The sequence below is a fragment of the Chryseobacterium sp. AG844 genome (assembly GCF_003182335.1).
Classification (GTDB): Bacteria; Bacteroidota; Bacteroidia; order Flavobacteriales; family Weeksellaceae; genus Chryseobacterium; species Chryseobacterium cupriresistens.
The window spans coordinates 16495-39927 of sequence record NZ_QGTV01000028.1; the positions used below are offsets into that span (position 1 = coordinate 16495).

A 23433-nucleotide genomic window follows, 5' to 3' on the forward strand; every position below is an offset into this window, starting at 1 on the left:
CTTTTGCAAATTTTATTTGGCTTAATAACTAGGTTTATTTAATATACTACTTGCCCATTGTTCTGCATAATCACCTCCATATACACCTCCTACAATACCTCCTACAACACTTCCAATTATCCCACCAATAGCAGCTCCCGGAGCAGCCCCTACTCCTGCAAAAGCAGACCCAATAGCTCCTCCAATTGGAGTTAATAATTTTGCTCCAACCCATGCTCCTGCTGCAGCTCCTGCCATTCCTCCTGCTACGTTAGCTGTTGCTACCTGAGCTCTAATACCAAACTTTCCACCATCTTTATACATCCCGTATCCTATTTGTGCAGCACTGATTCCATATCCTACATAACCAGCTCTTTTGGCATATTTTCCAAGCATTTCAGTATGTCTTACATAATCGCCTCTTAGTCCTATTAAAGATCCTCTGGCTCTTCCAGCATATGCTGTACTTCTCATTTGTCCAAGATTATCTATCCAATATCCACTATTATACAGAGCTGTTCTCCGATCAGCAAGATATTTAAATCCTCCTCCAGCAGTACTTGCGCCCCAATCTGCCCAGTTTTTATAGGCATCTAATGGAATGTCCTTAAATTTAGCGTTATACCCTATGCCGAGATCTATATCTCCATGTATATCTGTTCCACTATAAGAGGTTAAAGTAGGTGTTCCCTTCCACCAAGTTAAATTACCATCTCCAATGCTAAGTTCGGAGAAGTTTCCTCTATTTACAAAATAATTGAATATGGAACCTGCATCTGTTCCAGTAAAAGTGTAACCACCACCGCCTGCACCTTCTCCTGGATTTTGTCCCATAAACTGAGTCATCCTTATCTGAGATTGAGCCATATCTCTGAAAGGATTAGAGTTTCCGGAAGTGTCGATATGTCCATTATCATCCATCCATCTTCCGTCTACATCAAACTGTGAAACCGGGTTATTGGCTACATACGCATATGTGCTTGTAGAAGCATAGGCTTCTGCCAGCTTATCTATGCCGTACCATTTGCCTGTTTCCGGCATATACTGCCGCCAGCCGTAATCCAGCCAGCCCGTTTCTTTTTGTAATTCTTTCCCGTTATACTTATAATTGTAGGCAGGATTTCCCGCCAAAACATTATACCCTTCATGCTTCATCCCAAACGGATAGTAGTTGTTTTCTTCAAGAACTTCTGCTCCACTCCCATTGCTGAAGTAGCTTAAGCGTACATTTCCTAAATGGTCTTTGTAATTGTAAATATACTTATTATCCTGAAAACTGTAATATCCTTCTGCGGTAGGCACAAATTTCAGTGTATACGGCGTTACATTCTGCACTTCTTCATACTGGAACCCATCCAGATAATCCGTCGTTTTTTTTCTGTATACAGAATTTTCACTGTATCTATGCTCCTTTCTATGCTTTGTGCCGTCTGCTTTATAAAAATAATAGGTGTTTTCATTCTGCCAAAGCCCCCGGGTATAGTACATCTTATCAAACATCATATAATCCGGAAGGTTCAGGAAATTGTAATTAATCTGCAAAATACCTTTGTCCTGATGGGCGGTCATATTCCCGTTATTATCATAGGTAATGGTTTTTCCCGAAGTATCAGGATAGCCTTTATAGTTATAAGAGGCATCCGCAACGGAAATAAGCCGGTTGCCGGTATAGGAATAGCTAAGATTGTCTATCATTTCCGCCATTCCTGCCGTACTTTTCCCATTCCTCTGCAATGCTGTGATATTCCCGTTCTGGTCATAGTTCAAAGCTTCATTAAAGAAATTGTTTTGTGGTACGGATGAGCCGGGCTCCGAATAAATTCCTTTTTTCATCCGGTTGAGTGCGTCATATTGGTAATCATACCTTCTGAGTATCTGATCATTGGATGTTTTCCAATCTATTTCCGAAATCCCCCCATTATATTTTGCCGGAGCCTGGGCCGGATTTGCCGGGGTATTATACTTAATCTCATACCCAAAAAGTTTTCCGTTCAGATTGGCAGGATCATTGATTTTGGTAAGCCATCCCCTGATATTGTACGTATAATCTATACTTTGAAGAGGTGTGCTTCCATTTGTACCTCCTATTTTTTTGGTGGTAATCTGAGAAAGCTCGTTATAGGTATTCTGAGACAGGATTTCTTCAGGGTTATTGTCTACTTTATGTTTATGCACCAATAATCTGTTCTGATGATCATAGGAATAGGTTTGAGTAATTACTTTTTCCGCATCTGTATTCAGTCTTTTATGATATACTTTGGTTCGCTGGGCAATTCCTGCAAAATCAAGCTCAGATTCTGTTTTGGTATATCCCCCAAGGTGATTAATACTGTAAGAACCTACGGTTCTTCCTTTCTGGTCATAGTAAATATAGTTTTTGGTCCAGTTATCATCTTCAATATTTTTCACAAAACCCATCACGGGAAGTCCTTTGCTGCTTTTACCATTAACAGGAGTATCTTTTAAAACGGCAGCCCCCTGGATCGTCTGGGGAAAAGCAGGATTAAAGCTGTAAGCAGGATAGGTGTCATAATAATTCACGGATAATAATGCGACCCATTTGGAAGCATGAGGATAGGTAGTGGCAGGATCATAAAAAACATCCATCCCCTGTCTGTTGAAGACAACCGAACTGCTTATTTTCACATTATTGTTTATGATTCCATCAGCCAGTCCCTGCTCCGTATTTCTTTCTCCCCCGGAAGCTATTCCGGTAAAAGCCACTCTTCCCAACTGATCATATTTTACATACATCCACTGCCCTTTTTCCTTAAGGTTGGCATCCTGCGAAGCTACCAGCCTGTTCTGGTTATCATAGACCATGTACTCCCAGCCTTTTCCGGGAAGCTTTTTCTCTACCAGCCGGTTTCTGCTGTCATACTTATACTGATAACATATATTATCTGCTGCTGCGGAATTCAAAGCTGCGGCTGATGCCAATGGCGGGATAATATAGGCAAGCTGCTTGTAATCATTGTATACGTAATAGGTATCTGCATTTTGGGCAGCATCCACTATTTTCCTTGAAAGCACGGTCTGCCCGGAGCCGTCTTTAAATTCAACCACTTTATTACCATCTTCATCGGTAACAGTATTTTTTACGAGCTGTCCGGCTGCATATTCTGCGACGGTATACTGTAATTCATTTCTGTAGAGTTTTCCCGCAGTATCCCAACCTGCTGTTACCTGGTATTTTTTTACATGGTCAGCAGCTGTATTGAGATCATAACCCAAAAGCACAGCCTTTCCGTTCCAGTCGTTCCCCGTCATTTTCTGCTGTAAAACCCTCTGTAACGGAGAGTTTTCAAGAACAGTCTCAGTATAGATCTTTTCTCCGGAATAGATATTGGTTACATCTGCAACAGGAAATGAAACCATTCCCGGAGTCTGTGAGTACATCCCTCCGTTAGATGTAGAGCTCTGGGGAACCGGGAGGTAACTTCTGGTCTTTCTTCCCTGGTCATCATAGACAATGGGAGTTACGATATCTCTTCCTAAAGGGGTTGCTTTCACATTCACGATCTGTCTGGGTCTTCCCAGAAGGTCAAAATACTGTACCGTTTCTGTTTTTTTGCTACAGTCTTCATTCATACAGTCTGTAGCCGATATAAAGTTTTCTGTTGTCGTTGTCTGGGCGTTTGAGAAGCCTAAGGACAAGAAACCGAATATAAGTGTTAGTTTTTTCATCTTAATTAAGATATTAGATGTTAAAAATTGGATGTACAAATTCTTATAGTAAAGTTTTCATACTTCATGATCAATGTCCGGTATTGTACTGGTATTTCTTCAGCAGCTTCCCGGTTTCATCTTCTATTTTTTCAAGCCTTCCTGCCGTATCATATTGATAAACCACACGGATTCCCGTAGGCGGAGTCGTCATTTTCATCCTTGCCTGGGAATCATATACATAAGTGGTGATCTGATAATCTTTAAGATTGGCATTGTTTCTGAACACATCCAAAGCATTTTGAAGATCCTGTTCTGAGACAACAACCGCATCAGATTTTGCTATAATATCTCCCAAATACGGAAAGACCTGATCATAAGCAGCTCCCTCTACTTTAGCAATAGGCTGTGTTTTATTATAGCCCCAGATCATCGAAACAGGAATCCCTCCCTTAATGGTATACTGCTCCAGATTCCCTTTGATATCATACCTGTTGAAAGTAACTTCGGAAGATAAAAGATTCTGAGAATCATACGATCTGACTGAAGAGGGGTATTTATTTCCCGGATTGTCATACATGGTTTCTGTTCTTGCCATTACTTTTCCGGGATCAGCAGCGTGTTTCTTCAGTACGGAAGTTGTTTCTAAAGGCAGGCCAACCATATTGGAGCTTAGCAGCTTCTGATTATTTTTCTCCAGCGCATATTGATAAGCGGTCTCCTGAATACTGCCATCAAAAGAAGTAGTACGCTCAAGATTAGGTTTATTGTTATGGGTATTTCTGAAGATCTCATTCTTCATCTCTATTGTTCCCGAATCAAAATAACTTTTAGAGGTCACTTTATTGTTCCTGATCCATGATGTTTTTACCTGTAATGAGAGCAAATTATAGAGTGGCCCGTCAAATTCTTCTATTGTATAATCATATGTATCCTCAGATATTTTTTGATCCGATGCATTATAAACTTCTTTTTTATCAAGGAGACCTTCACGGGTAAGATTGTAATGAGGCCAGAAATCTCCCTGTTGAGGATAAGCATCCGGTGCCTTAAAATAATATTTGGTATACCCCATATTATTGCCACTGGAAACTTTTACATTTTTATAAATCCTGGTATCTCCCACCGAAAATCCACTGGAAACCCCGGCATCATCGAACTTATTATATTCGTATTCTTCTATTTTCGCCGGTGCAGGAGGATTGGCAGCATCAATTGCAGAAGCGTTATAATATTTGATATTTTTAATCCTTGCAGGACCTGTCATCTGACGTTCTTTAATAGTGACCTGAGCAGCCGGACCGTCCCCTTCACGCCATATCTGAACAACAGCAGGATCACTTAATGTAGTAGTGGGACATGACATATCATTACAATACAAATCAAGATAATACTCTCCAGGCTCAAATGTCCTGCTTTGCACATATTCAAAACCAGAGACAGGATCTATCGGTTCTCCTAAACTATGCGAAATCACATAGGTGCTTCCTTCTTTTTTCCAGAATTGGAGCGCCCATGGAAAAGCCGCTACCTGCCCGATCCCTGTAGCATCTATATCAAGAGTTTTAGTATCTGTTAAGGTAAAAGCATATTTTCTTTGCCCATTGGCCCTTGTAAATGAAATATCAGTAAGAAGTACTTTAGGAATAGGAAGGGTTTCTATTCTTTCAGTATCCCTCGTCGGAAAGCCAAAATTATATTCAATCATTCCGCGTGTTGGTAACTGAATTCTTTTCAGTTCAGAAATACCACTATTGACCATTTGATTATTTTGATCAGGATAGAATACATTCTCATAAGTAAATGCATATTTTTCAATGGCAGCTCCGCTCTGATCTACCTGGCTGAAGGAATTCAAATACCTTCGGAGTGCCGGAGACCCGCTTGCAGGCTTATAAGAATAATCGAACGTATATTTCTTAACAAAAGTATTATTTGCAGTCTTTAATACAATACCGGTAATGGCAAATATATCATTGTGCTCAGCATATTCTTCATTTCTATCATAGTTCATTTCTATAATTCCCCGCCCTTTAACTTCTATGCGGCTAAGTTTATTGGATTCTGCATCGATAATCTGATTTCCTGAACCGGGAGCATATTTCAGATCCCGTAAATAAATATACTTTACCAGTTCCTGACCATTTTCGTCAAGAACAGAGGAAAGGTAAAAAGCACTTCTGTATTTCTGATCGGCATATTGAGCTCCGGAAGGACGATCGAATTTCCATACGGTCATCTTGTTAATATCATAGTCCCTGAAAACATATTGAGTTCCCGTTTCACTTGTTATCGTAAAGGAATTTAAAATAAGAGTGGCCTGATTGGCAGTGCGCTGATATTCTACTTTAGAGGTATAGGGGGTAAGCTTTACAACACTAAATGTATTATTGGCAATATCCCTGACTATCTTAAATTTTCCCGATTCTTCAGGAGTATTGAAATTATAAATATCATTAAATTCATTTTTGATATAATGGCTATAGCTGCTATCATCAAATGATTCGTCAAAATCTCCTACGATCTCCCGGGAGACAACACCTCCTCCAAAAAACGACCATCCTCGTCCTACTTCACTTATCCATTCATCATTGAGGGTATTACCTGCATGATAGCTAATTCCTAAATTGATGCTAACCGGCTTATTACCCGTTCCAAGGCTAACTAACGGATAAGAAATATCCGGTATTCCGGTCTGTATCGAAACAGGCATTGTAGTGTAAGTAGACAACCCTGCAGCAGAGGGTGTTGGCCGTGTAATTTCAATATTTGCACTTTGTCCGGTATATAATGTAAAATATAAAGTACATACCAGTAATAGCAATGTTTTTTTCATGATCTGTGTTTTTATTTCTTAATCAGTTTCGCATTCGCCGTTTTATTGGCATCCGTTTTTATCGTCACCAGATAAGCTCCCTGCACCAAAGCCTCGGTATTTATCTTTGTCACTTTGTTCTTAGTTTTAATACTCTGAAGCTGTCTTCCGCTCATATCATACAAAAGTATCTCTGATTCTTTGAGATCATTGAATCCTATTTCCACATAAGCATAATCAGAGACAGGGTTTGGATAGATCTTGATGTCGTATTTTTCAATCAGCTGATCAACCTGCTTGTCTCCCAGTTTCACAATCTTCCAGTTTTCTTTACCTAGCTCCTCTGCACTGGTTCCGGCCAGAACAATAGAACCGTCTCTGTTCAGCTTTAAATCAGAAAGCCTTTCTTCCTTCTTTCTGGATTCACCTTTCACATGTTTTCTCCACTGTTCATTTCCGTCTTGGTCAAGATAAAGCATCCAGAAGGTTTCGTCATCGGTTTCTACTCTTCCTTCTGCCTGCGTATAGCCACCCAATAAAATTCCTTTGGATGATTTATCATCTGCTGAATGAAGAACGCTCATACTCATCAGAATATCCCGGTTCTTGAAATTGTAAGATTTCTGCCACTGTTCATCGCCTCTTTCATTTAAAGAAATCAGCCAAAGGTCTGTTCCTTCTTCCAATCCAACAGTTTTATTCCCTGATCTTTCTGATCTGGATTCTCCGCCGATAATAAAACCATTTGAAGTTAATGCCAGTGTTCTGATATGATCATCTCCCTTACCTCCAAAGTTCTTTTCCCATTCTATTTTTCCGTTTTTGTCGAGCTTTACAATCCAGTAATCGCCTTCACCGAAATTGTCGCTCTGCTTTGAGGTTGCAGATAACAGGTTATAGGTTGCAGGTTCATCAGTCGAAGTATTAGTGTTGATCTTTGATTGCTGATTATTCGTTTTAACAGATGAACTTCTCGAATAAATTCCTAATAAAGCTCCTCCGTCTCTAGTTGGAATCATCTTCTCTACTTCGTCTAAACCTTTTCCACCTAAGATCAATTGGGAAAGTTCTTTTCCGTCTTTGTCTAATCGGGTGATTAAAACATCTTTGGAACCATAGCCTTTTGATGAGTTTTGGACATTCCCTGCCACAAAAAATCCTAAGTCTGTAGTTTGAATTACCGCTCTGGCTTCTTCATCAGAAGAACTTCCAAGAGTTTTTTGCCATAGTTCATCACCAAATTCATTGATTCTGATCAGCCAAAAATCTGAACCTCCTTTGGAATCCTCTTTTTTATCCAATCCTTTTCCAGAATAAGAAGTTCCTGCCAAAAGAAATCCGCCATCCTGTGTCGTCACTGTAGCAGACAGATAATCATGGTTTTGTCCTGAGAAATATTTCTCCCAAACTTCTTGTCCCTGCTGGTTGAGTTTTACTAAATGAAAATCGTAACCGTTATTTTGCTTACTGCCTAAAGTTTGTTGCTTATTGCTTTGAATAGAGCTTCCTGTGATCAAATACTGCTGATCAATGGTTGTCGTGACCTGGCTCAGAAAATCCTGGGTAGAGGATTGTATGTCTTTCTGCCATACCACTTCCTGCGCAGATGCGCCCAATGCTGTGCATAGAATGAATGCACTGAGAGAGATTTTTTTCATTCCTGTGTTTATTTTAAGTTAACATTGTTATTATGATAGATCATGGTTAGATCCGGTTCTTTTTAATCCTTATCCGTTCCTGAGAATCAGATCCCTTTACAGGATAAAGAATATTTCAAATATAATATTCTTTGGATGCAAAAATTAGTGTATTTCACATGCATAAAAATCTATTTGAATTTGTACATACGAATTTGATTTTTAAATATTTAGAAATAATTGAAGAATATACACCGAATGGATGTAATCGAATAAAAATTTCATAGTTATTGTTTTTTAGCTATAATGGACCTGTTTATAAAAACCTGGCAAATTTAACATTTTTTAACATGATTATGTGAATATTGCTTTAACTTAATACAAAAATATTCTCTTGAAGCGACAGAACATGTCGTATTAAAAATCCATTTTCACCACGGCAAAAAAATATAGTATTGAAACATGACTGTGTGATAAAAGTATCAATACATTGAAAATTGCAATATTTCCGGCATGAATTAACAGGTCGCTCCTCCGGAGCTTTATGGGTTACGGGGCTTCATTTTTTTATTAACAGCAGATCCCGATGGGACCAGATTAATCTCCACTGGAAGCTAACAGTTAACAGGACATATTTGTTTTAAAATTATAACACCGAAGTAGCGACCTGCTAATTATGCGTTACATTGAGATGCTGAAAAAATGAAATCCAGCAAAAAGATGCAGCAATAGAAGCTCTGAAAAAGAATTGAAGAGTTAGGGAAATAGTAAATCCTTCGACAGCCTCAGGATGACATCGCTAATACTAATAGTTTGATGAGAAATCGGGTTTATAACTGGCTGAATTAGCCTATTAATTCTTTAGCCTGTGCCAGCGCTGCTTCCGTAATTTTGCTTCCGGAAAGCAACTGGGCAATCTCGTTCAGTTTTTCTTCACTGCTTAATGGAATAATAGTAGATTGTGTTCTGCCAGAAATATCTTGTTTTACTACTTTATAATTATCGTTTCCTTTAGCTGCGACCTGTGCAAGATGGGAAATAACAATCAATTGCATGTCTTCAGACATTTCGCGCATCAGATTTCCGATCTCTTCGGCTACTTTTCCTGAAACTCCTGTGTCTATTTCGTCAAGAATCAAGGTTGGAAGTTCATCGCTTTCTGCAATAATCTTCTTTACGGCAAGCATTACTCTTGATCTTTCTCCTCCGGAAATGGCCGTTTGGATCGGCTTTAAAGGGAAACCTGAATTGGCCTGAAACAACAGCTGGATATTTTCTTTTCCAAACGGGTTGAATTCATCTGCATCGTGTAATTCTATATCCACTTTTGCCTTTTCGAGACCTAGCTTTTTAAGAAGTTCTTCTGCTTTTTTGATGAAAACAGGAACATTCTTGTGTCTGTTCTTTGAAAGTTTTGCAGCAAGGCTTTGAAGTGTTTTTTCTTTTTGAGAGATATTTTCTTCTGTGTCTTCAATCTGTAATTCCAGATCCGAAGCTCCTCTCTGGTCTCCGGCCAGCTGATTTCTGATCTCAATCAGTTCATTAAGATCTGAAACATTATGTTTAAGGAATAAGGCATTGATTTTATTATTAAGATCGGTAAGGTAGATCAGGTTTTCAGGATTAATTTCCACTCTTTCCGCTTCATGTTCCAGTTCGGAAATGATGTCTTTAAGCTCTACAAAAGTGGTTTCCAGTCTTTCATCAAGCTCTGCGAAACTCGTAGAAACTTCGGAAATTTTTGACAGTTTGTTGGTCGCTTCGTTAAAGAATGACAGAATTCCTATTTCCTCCTGATGAAATCTGGATAAGATCTGGCCTACATTTTCAGAGATCATTCCCGCATTTTCCTGAATGGAAAGCTGGTTCTGAACATCTTCAAAATCAACATCATCAAGCTTAAGCTCTTCCAGTTCGTTGAGCAAAAATTCTTTATAATCGCTTTCTTTATTTGATTCCGAAAGTTGGGTCTTTAATTTTTTCAACAACAATTTCAGCGTTTGAAACTCAGAAAATTCCTGCTGATACTCTTCAATGATTTTTTTATTTTCAGAAAGCCCGTCGATAATTTTAAACTGGTATTCTGAAGTAAAAAGATTGGATGTTTCAAATTGGGAATGGATATCGATCAGTTGTGAGGAAAGCTCTCTAAGAATATCCAGCGTTACAGGCACATCGTTGATAAATGCCCGCGATTTCCCTGAAGGAAGTATTTCTCTTCGGATAATAGTCTGAAGTTCGTAGTCCAGGTCGTTCTCTATAAAGAATTTCTTAAACTGATTGTTAAGAGAAAACTCAGTTTCCACCACACTTTTTTCTTCAGCTTTGGCAATTGATTTTACATCTGCTCTTTCACCTAAAATAAGCCTGAGAGCACCTAAGATGATCGATTTACCCGCCCCCGTTTCTCCGGTAATGACCTGTAAACCATTCTTCAATGATACTTCAAGAGTATCAATCAGGGCAAAGTTTTTAATGTAAATTCTCGAAAGCATTGATAATCCGGGTTATAATCCAATTTGAGTTTGAACTGTAAAAATAAGTTTTTTTTCCATTCTTCTCCGATTAAATTAAAGCATAATTAACAGGCAGTGGTTGTTAGTGAAGGAACAAAATGTTTTTTGCTGACTCTTGAATAATCAACCGTCCATCTTCAATTTATCCACCAATTTTTAGACCTTCCATTTATTCCACTTATTATCTATATTCTTCGGTGAGAGGATGATCATTGTTTGTTTAAGATCATTAAGAATCAGCCCTCCATTATTCCCGGAATTGAAAATATTGAAAATTTCATCGCTTTTGGTGTCCATGAACAGATTAAAGAAGAATGCCTGCTGGAAGTTATTCTCATACATTTTTAATTGCATCAGTGCATCGAAAATGACTTTTTTCCCGGCAGTCTGATCCTGGTTGAAAAGATTATCCAATCCTGCTCTGTGATAGGTATAAATAGTGGAACGTAGCTGATTCCAGTTAGGGTTCATAATTTCGTTGATCAAAATAGAACGGCTTCTTGGCTCATTGATAGTATTCCAGCCTTCATAGTTCCTGTTTTGTGAATTCTGTGCAATCTGCTGCGCTTTCGCATACCATTGTGATCCTCCCATAGACTGGAAGCTATCTGCATCCAGACCCAAAACAACATAAATATAGAAGCTGATCACATCCGTAAGATTCTTGCCGGAGAACTGTCTTTCATTAAAAATAAGACTCTCATTCTCAATATATTCAAAAGCAAATCTCTGATCCTGAAGATTAATTAATGGTGATTCGTAGGTTGTATTGTACACAGGTCTTACTGCCTGAATAACAATCGTTCCTTTGAATTTATTCACATCTCTTTCCGAAATAACAATAGAAAAAGCACATTTTATTTTTTCAAAATTCTGAAGTCTTTTACCGGTCCAGCTGGTGTTATTGATAAAATCCCTGAGACTTTTCTCCAATGCTTTATAGGCCTGCTGGTTACTTCCTCCCAGTTGATTGGCGTTTACCTGCACCGTTGCCAGCAGCTCCTGAGAAAAACTTTGGGTGTATAGAAATAACAGAAAAAATAAACTTATAATTTTTTTCATTGTCTATTAAAAATTGAGAACGGAAATTTATTAAAATTATTTTAAAAGTTGAGTCTCAACAAAATTGAGAATATCTTTCGCTACATCATCCTTGGATTTCAGATTGAATTCCTTCTTCTCTGTTCTGGTAAATATTTTGATTTTATTGGTATCATTTTTAAAACCGGCTCCTTCATCACGCAGAGAGTTCAGAACAATCATATCCAGGTTTTTCTTTTCCAGTTTTCCTTTGGCATTTTCTTCTTCATTTTGCGTTTCCAAGGCAAATCCTACCAAAAACTGATGGGTTTTCTTTTCACCCATTGTTTTAAGAATATCGGGATTCTTAACCAGCTCTATCGTCAGGTTTTCATCGTTTTTCTTGATTTTCTCCTTAGCCACCTCTTTGGGAGCATAGTCTGCTACTGCAGCACTGGCAATTCCGATGTCTATTCTATCATAAAATTCAAATACTTTGGCCAGCATCTCTTTTGCTGAAGTCACTTTATGAACTTCAACATTAGGATCGTTGAGGGTTTGCGCGCTTGGCCCTGAAATCAGGATTACTTTTGCTCCTCTTTTTGAAGCTTCTTCTGCCAGAGAAAATCCCATTTTACCGGATGAATGGTTTCCGATGAATCTTACAGGATCTATCGCTTCATAGGTAGGTCCTGCAGTAATTAAAACCGTTTTTCCTTCAAGGCTTCGGGATTGGATATCCGAATTAAAATAATGTTCAACAGCATTAAAAATTGTTGCCGGCTCTGCCATTCTTCCCTGCCCGATCAGTCCACTGGCAAGCTCTCCGTTTTCCGCCGGAATAATAATATGTCCGAAGCTTTCCGCCTGCTCCAGATTTTTTTGGGTAGAAGGGTGTGCATACATATCAAGGTCCATTGCAGGCGCAATGAATACCGGACATTTTGCAGACATATAGGTTGCAATAACGAGATTATCACACATCCCGTGAACCATTTTAGACAGCGTACTGGCCGTACATGGGGCAACAATCATAACATCCGCCCACAGAGCCATTTCCACATGGCTGTTCCATGTTCCGTTATCACTGTAAAAATCCGAATACACCGGTTTTTTGGATAATGTAGACAGACTTAGTTTCGTCACAAAGTTTTCTGTATCAGGAGTCATAATAACCTGTACTTCGGCACCTTTTTTCACAAAATCCCTGATCAGAAAGTGGATTTTATATGCCGCAATTCCTCCGGAGACAGCGATAAGTATTTTTTTACCGGAAACACTCATTAAGTTCTAATTTTTGGAAACACTAAAGTACTTATTTTTTCCCACACAATGAGGTTTTAAAAACAACAAAGGTCATAAAAGAAGTGAATTCCTTTATGACCTTGATTTATTAAAACACAGAAGATTACTTTCTTTCTTCTGTTTTTCTGAAATAAACATCTCCGTTTAACCATTCTTCAATAGCAATTGAAGTTGGCTTTGGAAGCTTTTCGTAATGTTTAGAGATCTCAATTTGTTCTCTGTTTTCGAAAACCTCTTCTAATGTAGAATTGTGAACGGCAAATTCATCCAGTTTGTTGTGAAGTTCCGTACGGATCTCCGCATTGATCTGCTCTGCTCTCTTTCCCATGATAACAATAGCTTCATAGATTGAACCTACTTTATCTTCAATCTTATCTTTATCGTAAGTAATTGTATTTACTTCTGCTTTTGTATCTTTTACACTCATTTTGAGAAAATTATTTTTATTTTAAGATGGCAAATTTACGAATTATCTTTGAATTTTGAAAGTCGCTGCCGGCGGAGGTGTTTTAAGTGCTGCACTGTCCCTCTGTAACTGCATTGCTTTCTTTTCATTGCTGATCTGATCTTTGATCTGCTGGTCAGCTTTATCCTTATCAGCCAGTTTTTCAGCTTCTTTTTTCTGTCTTGCCGTTAAAGCCGCCATTCTGGCTTCAGTTTGTTTTTTAACAACTGCGAAGTTTTGTTTTTCTTTTTCCAGTTTTTCTCTAAGATCTGTTGCAGTTTTAGAATATTCTGTATTAGGAAGCTCTTTCTCTACAAGCTTTGTATACGTAAGCGCGCTCTCAATACGTTCATCTTTAAGATTATAAACAGATTTCATCGCCAGTTCATAACGTGCTTTCATGATATAATCGTAAATTTTTGAACGAAGCTTTGTACTTGGAAAATCTTCCAGCACATTATCAAATGCTACGTTTGCTGCTTTATACTCACCCATTTTGTAGTATTGTCTTGCATTCTCATAAGCTTTAAATTCCAGCTTATAAGACAATTCATCAATTAACTGGCTGATATTCTTAGATCTTTCAGAGTTGGGATAATTGTTCAGGAATTCCTGAAGCTCATTAATGGCCAATTCTGTACTCGACTGATCCAGGTTATAGTCCATAGAACCTTCATAGTAGCATAAAGCAGACATATATGCTGCTTCTTCTGCTCTCGGGTCTTTTGGAAAACTTACTGCAAAATTCTTAAACTGGTGTCCTGCCAGCTTATAACTTTTGTCGTAATAGTTGGCATAAGCTGTATTGAAACCTACGTTAGGAAAATCATCTGTTCCCGCCACAAGATTGGCAAGCCTGTCGTAAAGAGCCAATGCATTTTTCCATTTTTTCTTGGCAAAATTTTCATTAGCTGCCTTTAAGATAAATTCTTTATCAGCACTTCTCATTGCTCTCTCCTGCTGACTTACACAAGATGTAATCACCGCTACAGCAAAAAGACCTAAAATATATTTTTTCATATATAAAATTCAACAGTTTTCGGATTATACAGCCGATTTACTAATTTGCAAAAATATAACTTTTTTGCCAATAGATTTTTTTTTATGAATATTTAACGTAATTTTAGTCTGCAGCGTATCCCAAAATTGCAAAAACACTTAATAAAAGATTCATTCTCACCTTTTTCTCAGCTTCTTTGGCATAGGTTTCCTCATTTTTGCTCGGAACATAGAGCTCATAGAAATTTTTATTCCTGATGACAAATAAAGTGGATCCGATGATCATGGTAAGAATATCTTCAGGTTTGGGTGTAAAAGTAAAAACACCTGATGCAACACCTTTCTTAATGACTTCATCCAGTTTTTTCACGAATAGCTGATAGAAATCCAGCAGTTCATCTTTAAGATTCTCCGTATGACGAAGCTCCTGGGTTACAAAACCATGGAAATAATTATACTTGAAAAGCTGAGAAACGATGTACTTGATCATTTCCCGCAGCTGCATTTCAGGTTTACCTTCCTTGATGGTATCCGCAAATTCTGAAAAATTCTCTCTTGTTTTCAATACTCTGTACTGATAGAGATAAGACATCATTTTCTCTTTAGAACCGAAGTAATAAGAGATCATGGCGACGTTGATATTCGCTTTAGAACAAATATCTCTTACAGAAGTTCCCTCATATCCTTTCTTCGCGATAAGCTCTTCTGCAATATCCAGTATGTGAATCTGTTTTTCTGTAAATTTTTTTTTCATGAAGTGTACTTTGAGTAAAGTTAAGAAATTTTTAACACATTTATAAACGATCGTTTAATAATTTTAGATTAAATCTGAAATTGCTTACTTTTGAATATGGATTTTTTTGATTTTCATCATCATAAGAAATATATCAGAAACGGAATTTACAATCTGAACATAGAACAAATTCCTCCTGATTCTCCTTATTCTATCGGAATTCATCCCCAGGATATTGATGTTACCCATCTCGAACAACAGTTTTCATGGATGGAAGACACGATGTTTCAAAACTGTTTTGCTATCGGTGAATGTGGTTTGGATTCTTTGGTTTCTATTGATCAGAAAATCCAGGAAGAAGTTTTTTTAAGACAGATAAAGATGGCCAATGAAGTCGAAAAACCTTTGATCATTCATTGTGTCAGAAAATTTTATGAGGTCATTTCTTTGGGGAAGAAGGCCGAACAGCCCATGATCATTCATGGTTTTAATAAAAAACGTCAAATTGCAGAAGATCTTCTTGCCAATAATTTTTACCTGAGTTTTGGAAAAGCTGTTTTGTATAATTTATCTTTGCAGGATATTGTGAAAAACACTCCATTAAACAAATTCTTTTTAGAAACTGACAATGAAGACTTTAATATCGGAGAATTATACCTTAAAGTTTCGGAAATAAAAGAAATTTCTCTGGAGCAACTTAATGAACAAATTTTAGAAAATTTACATACAATAAAAAATGGATAAATACTGGCTGGAAAGGACTGAACTTTTGATAAAGGAAGATGGATTGGATAAGCTCATCAAGGCCAATGTGCTTGTGGTAGGCTTAGGAGGAGTAGGTTCTTTTGCCGCAGAATTTCTTGCCAGGGCCGGCGTAGGAAATATGACCATCGTGGATGGAGACACCGTAGATATTACAAATATCAACAGACAGCTTCCTGCCTTACATTCTACTGTTGGCAAACATAAAGTAGAGGTTGTAGCTGAAAGGCTGCTTGATATCAATCCACAACTTAATTTAATCAGGATCAATGAGTTTCTGAATCCTGAGAGAATGGATGAAATCCTTGATTCCGGAAAGTTTGATTATGTACTTGACTGTATTGACAGTGTAACGCCAAAAATCTGTTTAATAAAAGCTGCCAGAAGAAGAAAGATCAAGATTGTAAGTTCTATGGGAGCCGGAGGAAAAACAGACCCGAGCATGGTGATGGTAAGGGATATCAGTAAAACCCACAACTGTTTCCTTGCAAAGCAGGTAAGAAAAAGGCTTAAGAAAGAAAAAATCAATAAAGGAATCAGATGTGTGTTCTCCAATGAAATTCAAAAGGAGGAAAGCTTAAAAATGACTGACGGAAGCAATTTCAAAAAATCATTCTATGGCACCATTAGCTTTATTCCTGCAATTTTCGGATTGTATGCAGCCGCTGAAGTGATTAATCATTTAGTGAAAAAGATGAAAGATTAATGCAGAACTTCAAATATCCAAGAGCGGAAAAGCTCAAAAAAAACACGGAAATCAGTTTGCTTTTTGAGAAAGGCAAATGGAGAACGAGTGGAAATCTAAGGATCATTGTTCTGAAAGATAAACCTAACCTTCCGGTAGAAGCTGCAAGATTCGGAGTTTCTGTTTCAAAAAGATACTTTAAAAGAGCTGTGCACAGGAATCGCATCAAGAGGCTGCTGAGAGCATGTTACCGCCTGAATAAAGATCTTTTCAGGCAGGCCTTTGGAGAAAAATCTATGGCAATGCTGTTTTGGGTTTCTTCTGAGATGCCACCGAAATTCCAGGATGTGGAGGCACAGTTTATCAAGCTTTGTGAAGCTCAAAAAAAGTAATCATCTATTCCCATGAAATAATATAGAACTGTGAGGCATTTTCTTACAGTTCTTTTTATTTCCCACAGATCGCACAGATTGTCACAGATAAAATCTGCTTTTTACTTTCTGGCAAATCACAAATAGTAAAGCTCAAAACCTCTTACCCCGCATCCCGTATCTGGAACTCTAAAATCAATAACGCTCCAAATATCATATAGTTTTTGTATTTTTAGGGAAAACAATAAATCTGAAAATTAATATGTTAGACAATGTTCCCTATTTTTCTTATATAATCAGTGCTTTTATCGGTATTGGACTGGCGGCAGCAACAGGCTTCCGGGTATTCCTCCCTATGTTTGTTGTAAGCCTTGCCTCTTATTTTAACTGGATTCCGATGAATGAGCATTTTGAATGGCTGGCGGGTCTCCCTACGCTTATTACAACAGGAATAGCTACTGTTATTGAGATCCTCGCTTACTACATCCCTTTTGTTGATCATTTACTGGATACTGTTTCCATACCTATGGCAACTGTTGCTGGTTCCATATTATTTGCCAGTCAGTTTGCTGAACTTGGGACTTTTCCACAATGGGCACTGGCATTGATTGCCGGAGGAGGTACGGCTGCTACGATCAGCTCCGGATTTGCAGGAATAAGGGCTGCTTCTACTGCTACTACCGGAGGTTTGGGAAATTCCATGGTCGGCACAACGGAGACGGCAGGTGCCGGTATAATGTCTGTTCTTGCGATGGCAGCACCGGTTATCGCCGCAATACTTGCCATTATTACATTAATTATTGTTCTCGTATTCGGACGAAAGGCCTGGAAAAAAATAAGAAGCAGTAAAAGTACTTCTCAGAAATTATAAAATAAAAAGGTACTGTTTTTATCAGCACCTTTTTCTTTTTTAGTTTTTACTTCTGAAGTCCTTGATATCCTGAATTTTGGATTCAAAATATTCTTTTTTCTCAGGACTCTTTTTGATTAATATTTCAAACGCCTTTATTGCCTTTGTATAGAGTTTCTGTTCAAAATAAAGATTAGCTAATGTCTCCGTCATCAAATGCGAGATATCATCGTTCTTTTCTTTTACAACATAGGTACTTTCTTCCTTTAGCTGACTGATTCTGGGATTGTTCTCAATAAAGGTTTCTATAGCCTTTTCTTTGATTTCGGCTTTGTCCTTTACGGTTTCTTCTGTTCTGTCAATCTTAAGCCAGCTCTGCCATGTATTGATAAAACCTGGGACATTACTGTCTATTGATGATTGAGTGGTATTTTTCATAGTAACCTCCTGTACTTTTTCTACAGGTTCCTGTTTCTTTTCTTCAACCTTAAGGGTAGAAATATCGGTTCCAAAGAAAGAAACATTCATTACAGGAACATCTTCTTTTACTATTTCTGTTTCCGTTTTTTCTTCCTGAGCTGATTCAACCGGAGCAGAATGATCTTTTTCAACTTCAGAATTTTCTGCTATTGGTAAAGCTTCTTCCTGAGCAGTTTCTTCAATAATTTCATTTGTCTCACCTGATTTTGACTCCACGGTAGTCACTTCCGGCTCTGCAACAGTTGCAACTTCTGTTTCCTGAGTTTTAATTTCAGGGGTTGATGCTTTTTCTGCTTTACTGATCAATGAATCGGGTAAATGAGATTCCACACTCATTGGCTTCCATGCAGTCTGCACTTCAGGTGTTTCCTGTAATTCTTCTTCTGCAATTTCTGATGTAACATCCTCGACAACAGACGGTTGGTTTTCAACAATTTCTACCTTTACAGGTTCTTCTTTTATTTCTTCAGGTTTTTCTTCACTGGTTGACCAGAAATGGAAACTTTGGGTATCAGCGAAGCTAATTTCATGATCTTCAGAAGCTTCCGGCTCGACTTTTTCTTCCTGAACAACAGGCTTAGCCTCCTTCATTTTCTTTTCAACTTCCTCAATAAGGCGTCTCATCTCTTCCTCATGTTTATTTACATTGGATTGAGATACTTCAGCTATTTCAGAAATCTCCTCGTTGTTGGCCTGGATTTTAACTTCCGGCATAAAAGATTCTGTTCCATGGAAGCTTACTTCCGCACCAGACAATTCCGCTGAAGGCGCTTCTTCATTACCATTTTCTTCTTCTTTTTCAAGAGAAATCTGATCTTCATCAATGATGGTTTCAGGTGTAAAGTTTTCTCCGGCGTTCTCTTCTGCTACAACTTGTATTTCTTCTTGCTGAACAGGTTCTTCCTCAGAAACAGTTTCCGTTTCATGTGCTGTTGATTCAGCTTTTACAGGTTCTTCTGCTACTGCCTCTTCAATATGTACTTCCGGCGCCAAAGAGGCTACTTCATGGAAGCTGACATTTTCTTCTTCCTCAATCTTTTCTTCCTCTTTTTCTGAAGAAATCTGCTCTTCGTGAATGATGGTTTCCGGTGTAAAGTTCTCTCCTCCATTTTCATCACTCTGAGCTAGTATTGATGCTGCTTCCTCTTGAACCGGTTCTTCAACTACAGTATCTGTCTTTTGTGTTACCAGAGTACCTGATTCAAGGGTAGATTCAATATCTATGGTCTCAGAATTTACTTCATCCAGGAAGTTTTCCTCTCCTTCAAATAAAATTCTGTTTCGTTCACCTTTTACATAAATAGGCTTCGCTTCCTGTGAGGTTGGTAATAAACAAGTGTTTTCCTTTTCTTCCGATGGTTTTTCCAAAGAAATATCCTCTTCTCTTTTAATAGGGAAAGATTTTGCCTTTGGAGCTAATTGAGCAGGCTTTTCGATTGTTGCAGAAGGTTTCTTCTCTTCAACAATTTCCGGTTTGGGCTCTTGTTTGATCTTCCCGTTAATCAACTGATACAGAATTTTCTTATCAGTAGTATACGCAGCTGTTGTAGAAAGCTCTTTCTGATAGTTTTCTTTTTCGTACAGATGCACGCCATACAGGTGAAGTGCCCTGATATTCTGAATATAAGGAAAAGCGTGAATCTCTTCTTTCAAAAGACCAAGGTCTTCAGACTGAATATTTTTCGGATTTTTTATTAATTCTAAAACTCTCGGATTCATCTTACCAGTTCGCTACAATGTCGTTAAATATCTTGTTAATAATTCTATCTGTTACCAGTTTTACCTGCTGGTCTTCGATCTGACTTAAGGATACATCACTGTTGAAAGCGGCTTCATCAGAATACGTTCTGTCAAAACTTGCATCCGGATGGATTTTATTTTCATAATGTACCTTTACCGTAATCGTAAGTTTATTCTGTGCCTGTTGAATCACTCCACCAGAAGGGTTGGTCTGGGTATTGGAACTGATGGTGGTAGGCGTAATGGAATAGTCTGTAATTTCTCCTTCAATCAGGATATCCGGGTTTTCTTTCGTTCCCTTCAAAGTTGTTCTTTGAAGGAATCTGTTTTGTATTGCTGTAGAAAACTGTTGTGATAATGCAGGATTTACCAGCGGTGCATTATTGGGAAATTCATTGATCTGAACTGTTTTCTCATCTGTAAGAGACGATCCCGTAAAGCTGTAGCATGAATTTAAAACTCCCAGCAACGCAAAGAGCATTCCTGTGAATAATGATTGTTTCAGGCTTATATTTTTAATTTTAAAATCCATCTTTAAATCCGATTTCCGTAATTTCATCATACTCAATTTGTTGAATAGCATCTTCATAAGCAAAATAATTTGCTGTATATAAGAATGGTAAGGTAATAAAAATTCCTATCCCGCAGGCAATAATACCAATCTGAGCCAAAATACTTACTACCACTGAGAAAAGGAAGATTGACAATAGATTACCTTTGGTCATTATTTTTGAAATAGCCCAGGCTTCTTTTACTTCCCTGATGCCTTTAAGACTGATTAATGGTATGATATAAAAACCTTTTAATACAAAGTAATATATCGCGCCAATCAATAAAAACATATAGGGAAACACAAAAAATGCTACCATTGGATTAGGCTCATTACCCTCAGATAATGCACCTGATATACCCAGCACAGCAAATAAAGGAATGTAAAGCAGTAAAACACCTCCGAAAACAATTAACTGCAGCATAAAATAAGGCATAAAATCTTTAAAATCAAAGATATCTCCGGGACTTGCCGGCTGGTTTCTGTTCAGTCTTTGAAGGTATTTGTATAAATTACCCATCGCTAATAATCCGCAGAACGGAATAATCGACATGATAAAGCACACTAAAAATGCTACAAAAATATTTCCGAAATCTTTCTTTAAAAGTTCGAAACCTTTATTAATATATTCTCCGAGTTTAAAATTGATCGGCTTAGGTGTTAAATTGACTTTCATTATTTATGTTGTGCTAATCTTCCAGGTTATATTGTTTTATTTTTCTGTATAAAGTTCTTTGTGAGATTCCCAGTTCATCTGCAGCTCTGTTTCTACGTCCCTTATGCTTTTCCAAAGCCTTGATAATCAAATCTTTTTCATTATTCTGAAGAGAAAGTGATTCCGGTCTGTTTTCTTCAATTTCGATATCTTCAATATCTTCATAGCTGTCATCAGGGTTTGAAATAATCGTAGGAGTCTGAACGGCCGGTGTATCATTATTATTTTCAAAATATAACATCGACCCGGAATTCACTTGTGACTGACTATCAGAAGTGTAAATTCTGTTGATCAGGTTTTTCTCATGATTGCTCAGATCTGCTGTACCTCTGTTCTTGATCAGTTCCGAAGTTAAGGATTTTAAATCATTAATATCGTTCCTCATATCGAACAGGATTTTATACATAATTTCCCTTTCGCTTCCGAAATCGTTTTGCTTGGGAGTACTTTGAGTATTTACGACCATTGGGAGATGGGTTTCCATCGGAATATACTCAGCAAGTTTTTCTGCAGTGATATTTCTGTTTCTTTCCACAACGGTCATCTGCTCTACTAAGTTTCTTAGCTGGCGGACGTTCCCCGGGAAAGAATAACTTTCTATATAGTGAACAGCACTCTGCTCCAGCTCCAGCTCCGGCATTCTGTATTTTTCAGCAAAATCTATTGCAAATTTTCTGAATAACAAATGGATATCTCCTTTTCTTTCTCTCAAAGGCGGCATATCAATCTGAACGGTATTCAAACGGTAATACAAATCCTCACGGAACCTTCCGTCATGGATGGCTTTCATCATATTAACGTTGGTAGCGGCCACAATTCTCACATTGGTTTTCTGTACCTGTGAAGAACCTACTTTCATAAATTCACCACTTTCCAGCACTCTTAAAAGACGTACCTGAGTCTGCAGGGGAAGTTCTCCTACCTCATCCAAAAAGATGGTTCCGCCGTCTGCCACTTCAAAATATCCTTTTCTTGTAGCTGTAGCTCCTGTAAAAGCTCCTTTTTCGTGCCCGAATAGCTCAGAGTCTATGGTTCCTTCCGGAATGGCTCCACAGTTTACCACGATATAAGGCTGATGTTTCCTTCTGGATTCTGAATGAATGATTTTCGGAATAAATTCTTTTCCCACCCCACTTTCTCCAATCACAAGTACAGAGATATCTGTGGGTGCAACCTGGATAGATTTTTCCAGGGCACGATTGAGTGCAGGAAAGTTTCCGATAATTCCGAAACGGTTTTTTATGTTTTGTAGCTCGTTGCTCATAAGTAAATTTTTGATTATTGATTGAATGTTAATCTTCTACAGCACTTCAACCTGTTGTGTGTAGACCTTGTTAAATTGATGAGTGTAGACAGCTTTCATGGTCTTTTCTTCATCATACGTTTGCAGGGCTAACATGTTTAAATCCAAATAATCTTTGTTTCTGATCTTAGAAACTTTACTTTTAAAGTATGTATTCTCAGCAAAGTCGTACCCTTTGCTTTGTTTTTCAAAATTTTCCAGGGCTTTGTCATATCTTCCCAGCTCAAGATAGGTAACACCCAGCTGATAATGATCAAACATTCCCTTCGCATAACCTCTGGCAGCCAGAAGCCTTTCTATAATCCCAGCCGCTTTTTCTTTCTGTCCTGAAGCACTGTAGGATATCGCTCTTACTACATCTGCATTATAGTCTCCGTTTTGAGACCTTCCTAAGCCTCCGGGCTTATATTTTTTTAACCCTTCTAAATCCTGAATTGCACTTCTATAGCCTCTCAGAAATTGAAACTTTGTCCAGCCTCTGTAACCAGGGTGCATCCCGGGATCTAAGGCAACGGCTTTATCAATTAAAATCTTCCAGGTTACAAAATCTCCGTTTTTAAGATATGGAACGGCTTTTTCCATATAAGCATGGGAAAAATCCGGACACAATTCAACGGCTTTATTAAAACCTTCCTGAGATTCTGCGAAACTTTGTAAATCTGAAGCCCAGTTGTATAACTCACACGCTTTTTTGCAGTTCTCACCCTCTACTGCATTACAGTTGACCTGTGCAATAGTATTGGTGTAAACGATAAGTAACAAAAAGCTAAGGTAATACCTCTGAAACTTTTCCATTTTCAATTTTATAGGTTAAATCCTGATAATCATCTACTTTTAAACCTTTTATCTCTCCCGGCATCCA

18 protein-coding genes are annotated in these 23433 nt (G+C 37.9%); 4 read left to right on the forward strand and 14 right to left on the reverse strand.

The features are described 5' to 3' along the window. Positions 1-21: 21 nt before the first annotated feature. The 9 genes from DEU40_RS20225 to DEU40_RS20265 form a co-directional block, all read right to left on the reverse strand. Positions 22-3666 (reverse strand): DUF6443 domain-containing protein, encoded by a 3645-nt coding sequence (locus tag DEU40_RS20225; protein WP_110011524.1) that lies wholly within the window; start codon positions 3664-3666, stop codon positions 22-24. A 70-nt stretch (positions 3667-3736) separates the two neighbouring features. Further along, on the reverse strand, positions 3737-6481 hold the full coding sequence (locus DEU40_RS20230) for a hypothetical protein (RefSeq protein WP_146207890.1): 2745 nt from the start codon (positions 6479-6481) through the stop codon (positions 3737-3739). 11 nt (positions 6482-6492) lie between these two features. Continuing rightward, positions 6493-8118, reverse strand: coding sequence for a T9SS type A sorting domain-containing protein (locus DEU40_RS20235; protein ID WP_110011526.1), 1626 nt, complete (start codon positions 8116-8118; stop codon positions 6493-6495). A gap of 824 nt (positions 8119-8942) precedes the next feature. Continuing rightward, positions 8943-10592, reverse strand: a complete 1650-nt coding sequence (locus DEU40_RS20240) for a DNA repair protein RecN (RefSeq protein WP_110011527.1) — start codon at positions 10590-10592, stop codon at positions 8943-8945. Positions 10593-10769: 177 nt separating this feature from the next. Then, a complete protein-coding gene (locus DEU40_RS20245; RefSeq protein ID WP_110011528.1) occupies positions 10770-11675 on the reverse strand; it encodes a DUF4835 family protein in 906 nt (301 codons plus the stop codon). A 36-nt stretch (positions 11676-11711) separates the two neighbouring features. Continuing rightward, positions 11712-12917 (reverse strand): bifunctional phosphopantothenoylcysteine decarboxylase/phosphopantothenate--cysteine ligase CoaBC, encoded by a 1206-nt coding sequence (gene coaBC, locus DEU40_RS20250; RefSeq protein WP_110011529.1) that lies wholly within the window; start codon positions 12915-12917, stop codon positions 11712-11714. 124 nt (positions 12918-13041) lie between these two features. Further along, the gene (locus DEU40_RS20255) at positions 13042-13365 is read right to left on the reverse strand and encodes a DNA-directed RNA polymerase subunit omega (RefSeq protein WP_029298198.1); all 324 of its coding nucleotides are present in this window, start codon (positions 13363-13365) and stop codon (positions 13042-13044) included. A 42-nt stretch (positions 13366-13407) separates the two neighbouring features. Beyond that, on the reverse strand, positions 13408-14403 hold the full coding sequence (locus DEU40_RS20260) for an outer membrane protein assembly factor BamD (RefSeq protein WP_110011530.1): 996 nt from the start codon (positions 14401-14403) through the stop codon (positions 13408-13410). A 103-nt stretch (positions 14404-14506) separates the two neighbouring features. Next, positions 14507-15136, reverse strand: a complete 630-nt coding sequence (locus DEU40_RS20265; protein WP_034692722.1) for a TetR/AcrR family transcriptional regulator — start codon at positions 15134-15136, stop codon at positions 14507-14509. 96 nt (positions 15137-15232) lie between these two features. Here DEU40_RS20265 and DEU40_RS20270 point away from each other — a divergent pair, with 96 nt between their 5' ends. The 4 genes from DEU40_RS20270 (at position 15233) to DEU40_RS20285 (ending at position 17804) form a co-directional block, all read left to right on the forward strand. Continuing rightward, positions 15233-15859 carry a TatD family hydrolase gene (locus tag DEU40_RS20270; RefSeq protein WP_110011531.1) on the forward strand — a complete coding sequence of 209 codons (627 nt, stop codon included), beginning with the start codon at positions 15233-15235 and terminating at the stop codon, positions 15857-15859. After that, on the forward strand, positions 15852-16583 hold the full coding sequence (locus DEU40_RS20275) for a ThiF family adenylyltransferase (RefSeq protein WP_110011532.1): 732 nt from the start codon (positions 15852-15854) through the stop codon (positions 16581-16583). Before DEU40_RS20270 ends, DEU40_RS20275 begins: the two co-directional genes overlap by 8 nt. Continuing rightward, on the forward strand, positions 16583-16954 hold the full coding sequence (rnpA, locus tag DEU40_RS20280; RefSeq protein ID WP_110011533.1) for a ribonuclease P protein component: 372 nt from the start codon (positions 16583-16585) through the stop codon (positions 16952-16954). The genes DEU40_RS20275 and rnpA overlap by 1 nt, the downstream gene beginning before the upstream one ends. 241 nt (positions 16955-17195) lie before the next feature. After that, complete coding sequence (locus DEU40_RS20285; protein WP_110011534.1) at positions 17196-17804, forward strand: DUF4126 domain-containing protein; 609 nt, start codon at positions 17196-17198, stop codon at positions 17802-17804. Between the two features lie 39 nt (positions 17805-17843). Here DEU40_RS20285 and DEU40_RS20290 read toward each other — a convergent pair whose 3' ends face one another. Genes DEU40_RS20290 through DEU40_RS20310 form a run of 5 tightly spaced genes read right to left on the reverse strand, consistent with a single transcriptional unit; the run spans position 17844 to position 23366 of the window. Further along, entirely contained in the window at positions 17844-19982 is a 2139-nt protein-coding gene (locus DEU40_RS20290) for a hypothetical protein (RefSeq protein WP_110011535.1), read from the reverse strand. A gap of 1 nt (position 19983) precedes the next feature. Next, positions 19984-20535 (reverse strand): LptE family protein, encoded by a 552-nt coding sequence (locus DEU40_RS20295; RefSeq protein WP_110011536.1) that lies wholly within the window; start codon positions 20533-20535, stop codon positions 19984-19986. Further along, entirely contained in the window at positions 20525-21229 is a 705-nt protein-coding gene (locus tag DEU40_RS20300; RefSeq protein ID WP_110011537.1) for a hypothetical protein, read from the reverse strand. The genes DEU40_RS20295 and DEU40_RS20300 overlap by 11 nt, the downstream gene beginning before the upstream one ends. Positions 21230-21242: 13 nt before the next feature. Beyond that, positions 21243-22532 (reverse strand): sigma-54 interaction domain-containing protein, encoded by a 1290-nt coding sequence (locus DEU40_RS20305; protein ID WP_110011538.1) that lies wholly within the window; start codon positions 22530-22532, stop codon positions 21243-21245. 36 nt (positions 22533-22568) lie between these two features. Next, on the reverse strand, positions 22569-23366 hold the full coding sequence (locus tag DEU40_RS20310; RefSeq protein ID WP_110011539.1) for a tetratricopeptide repeat protein: 798 nt from the start codon (positions 23364-23366) through the stop codon (positions 22569-22571). Between the last annotated feature and the right edge of the window lie 67 nt (positions 23367-23433).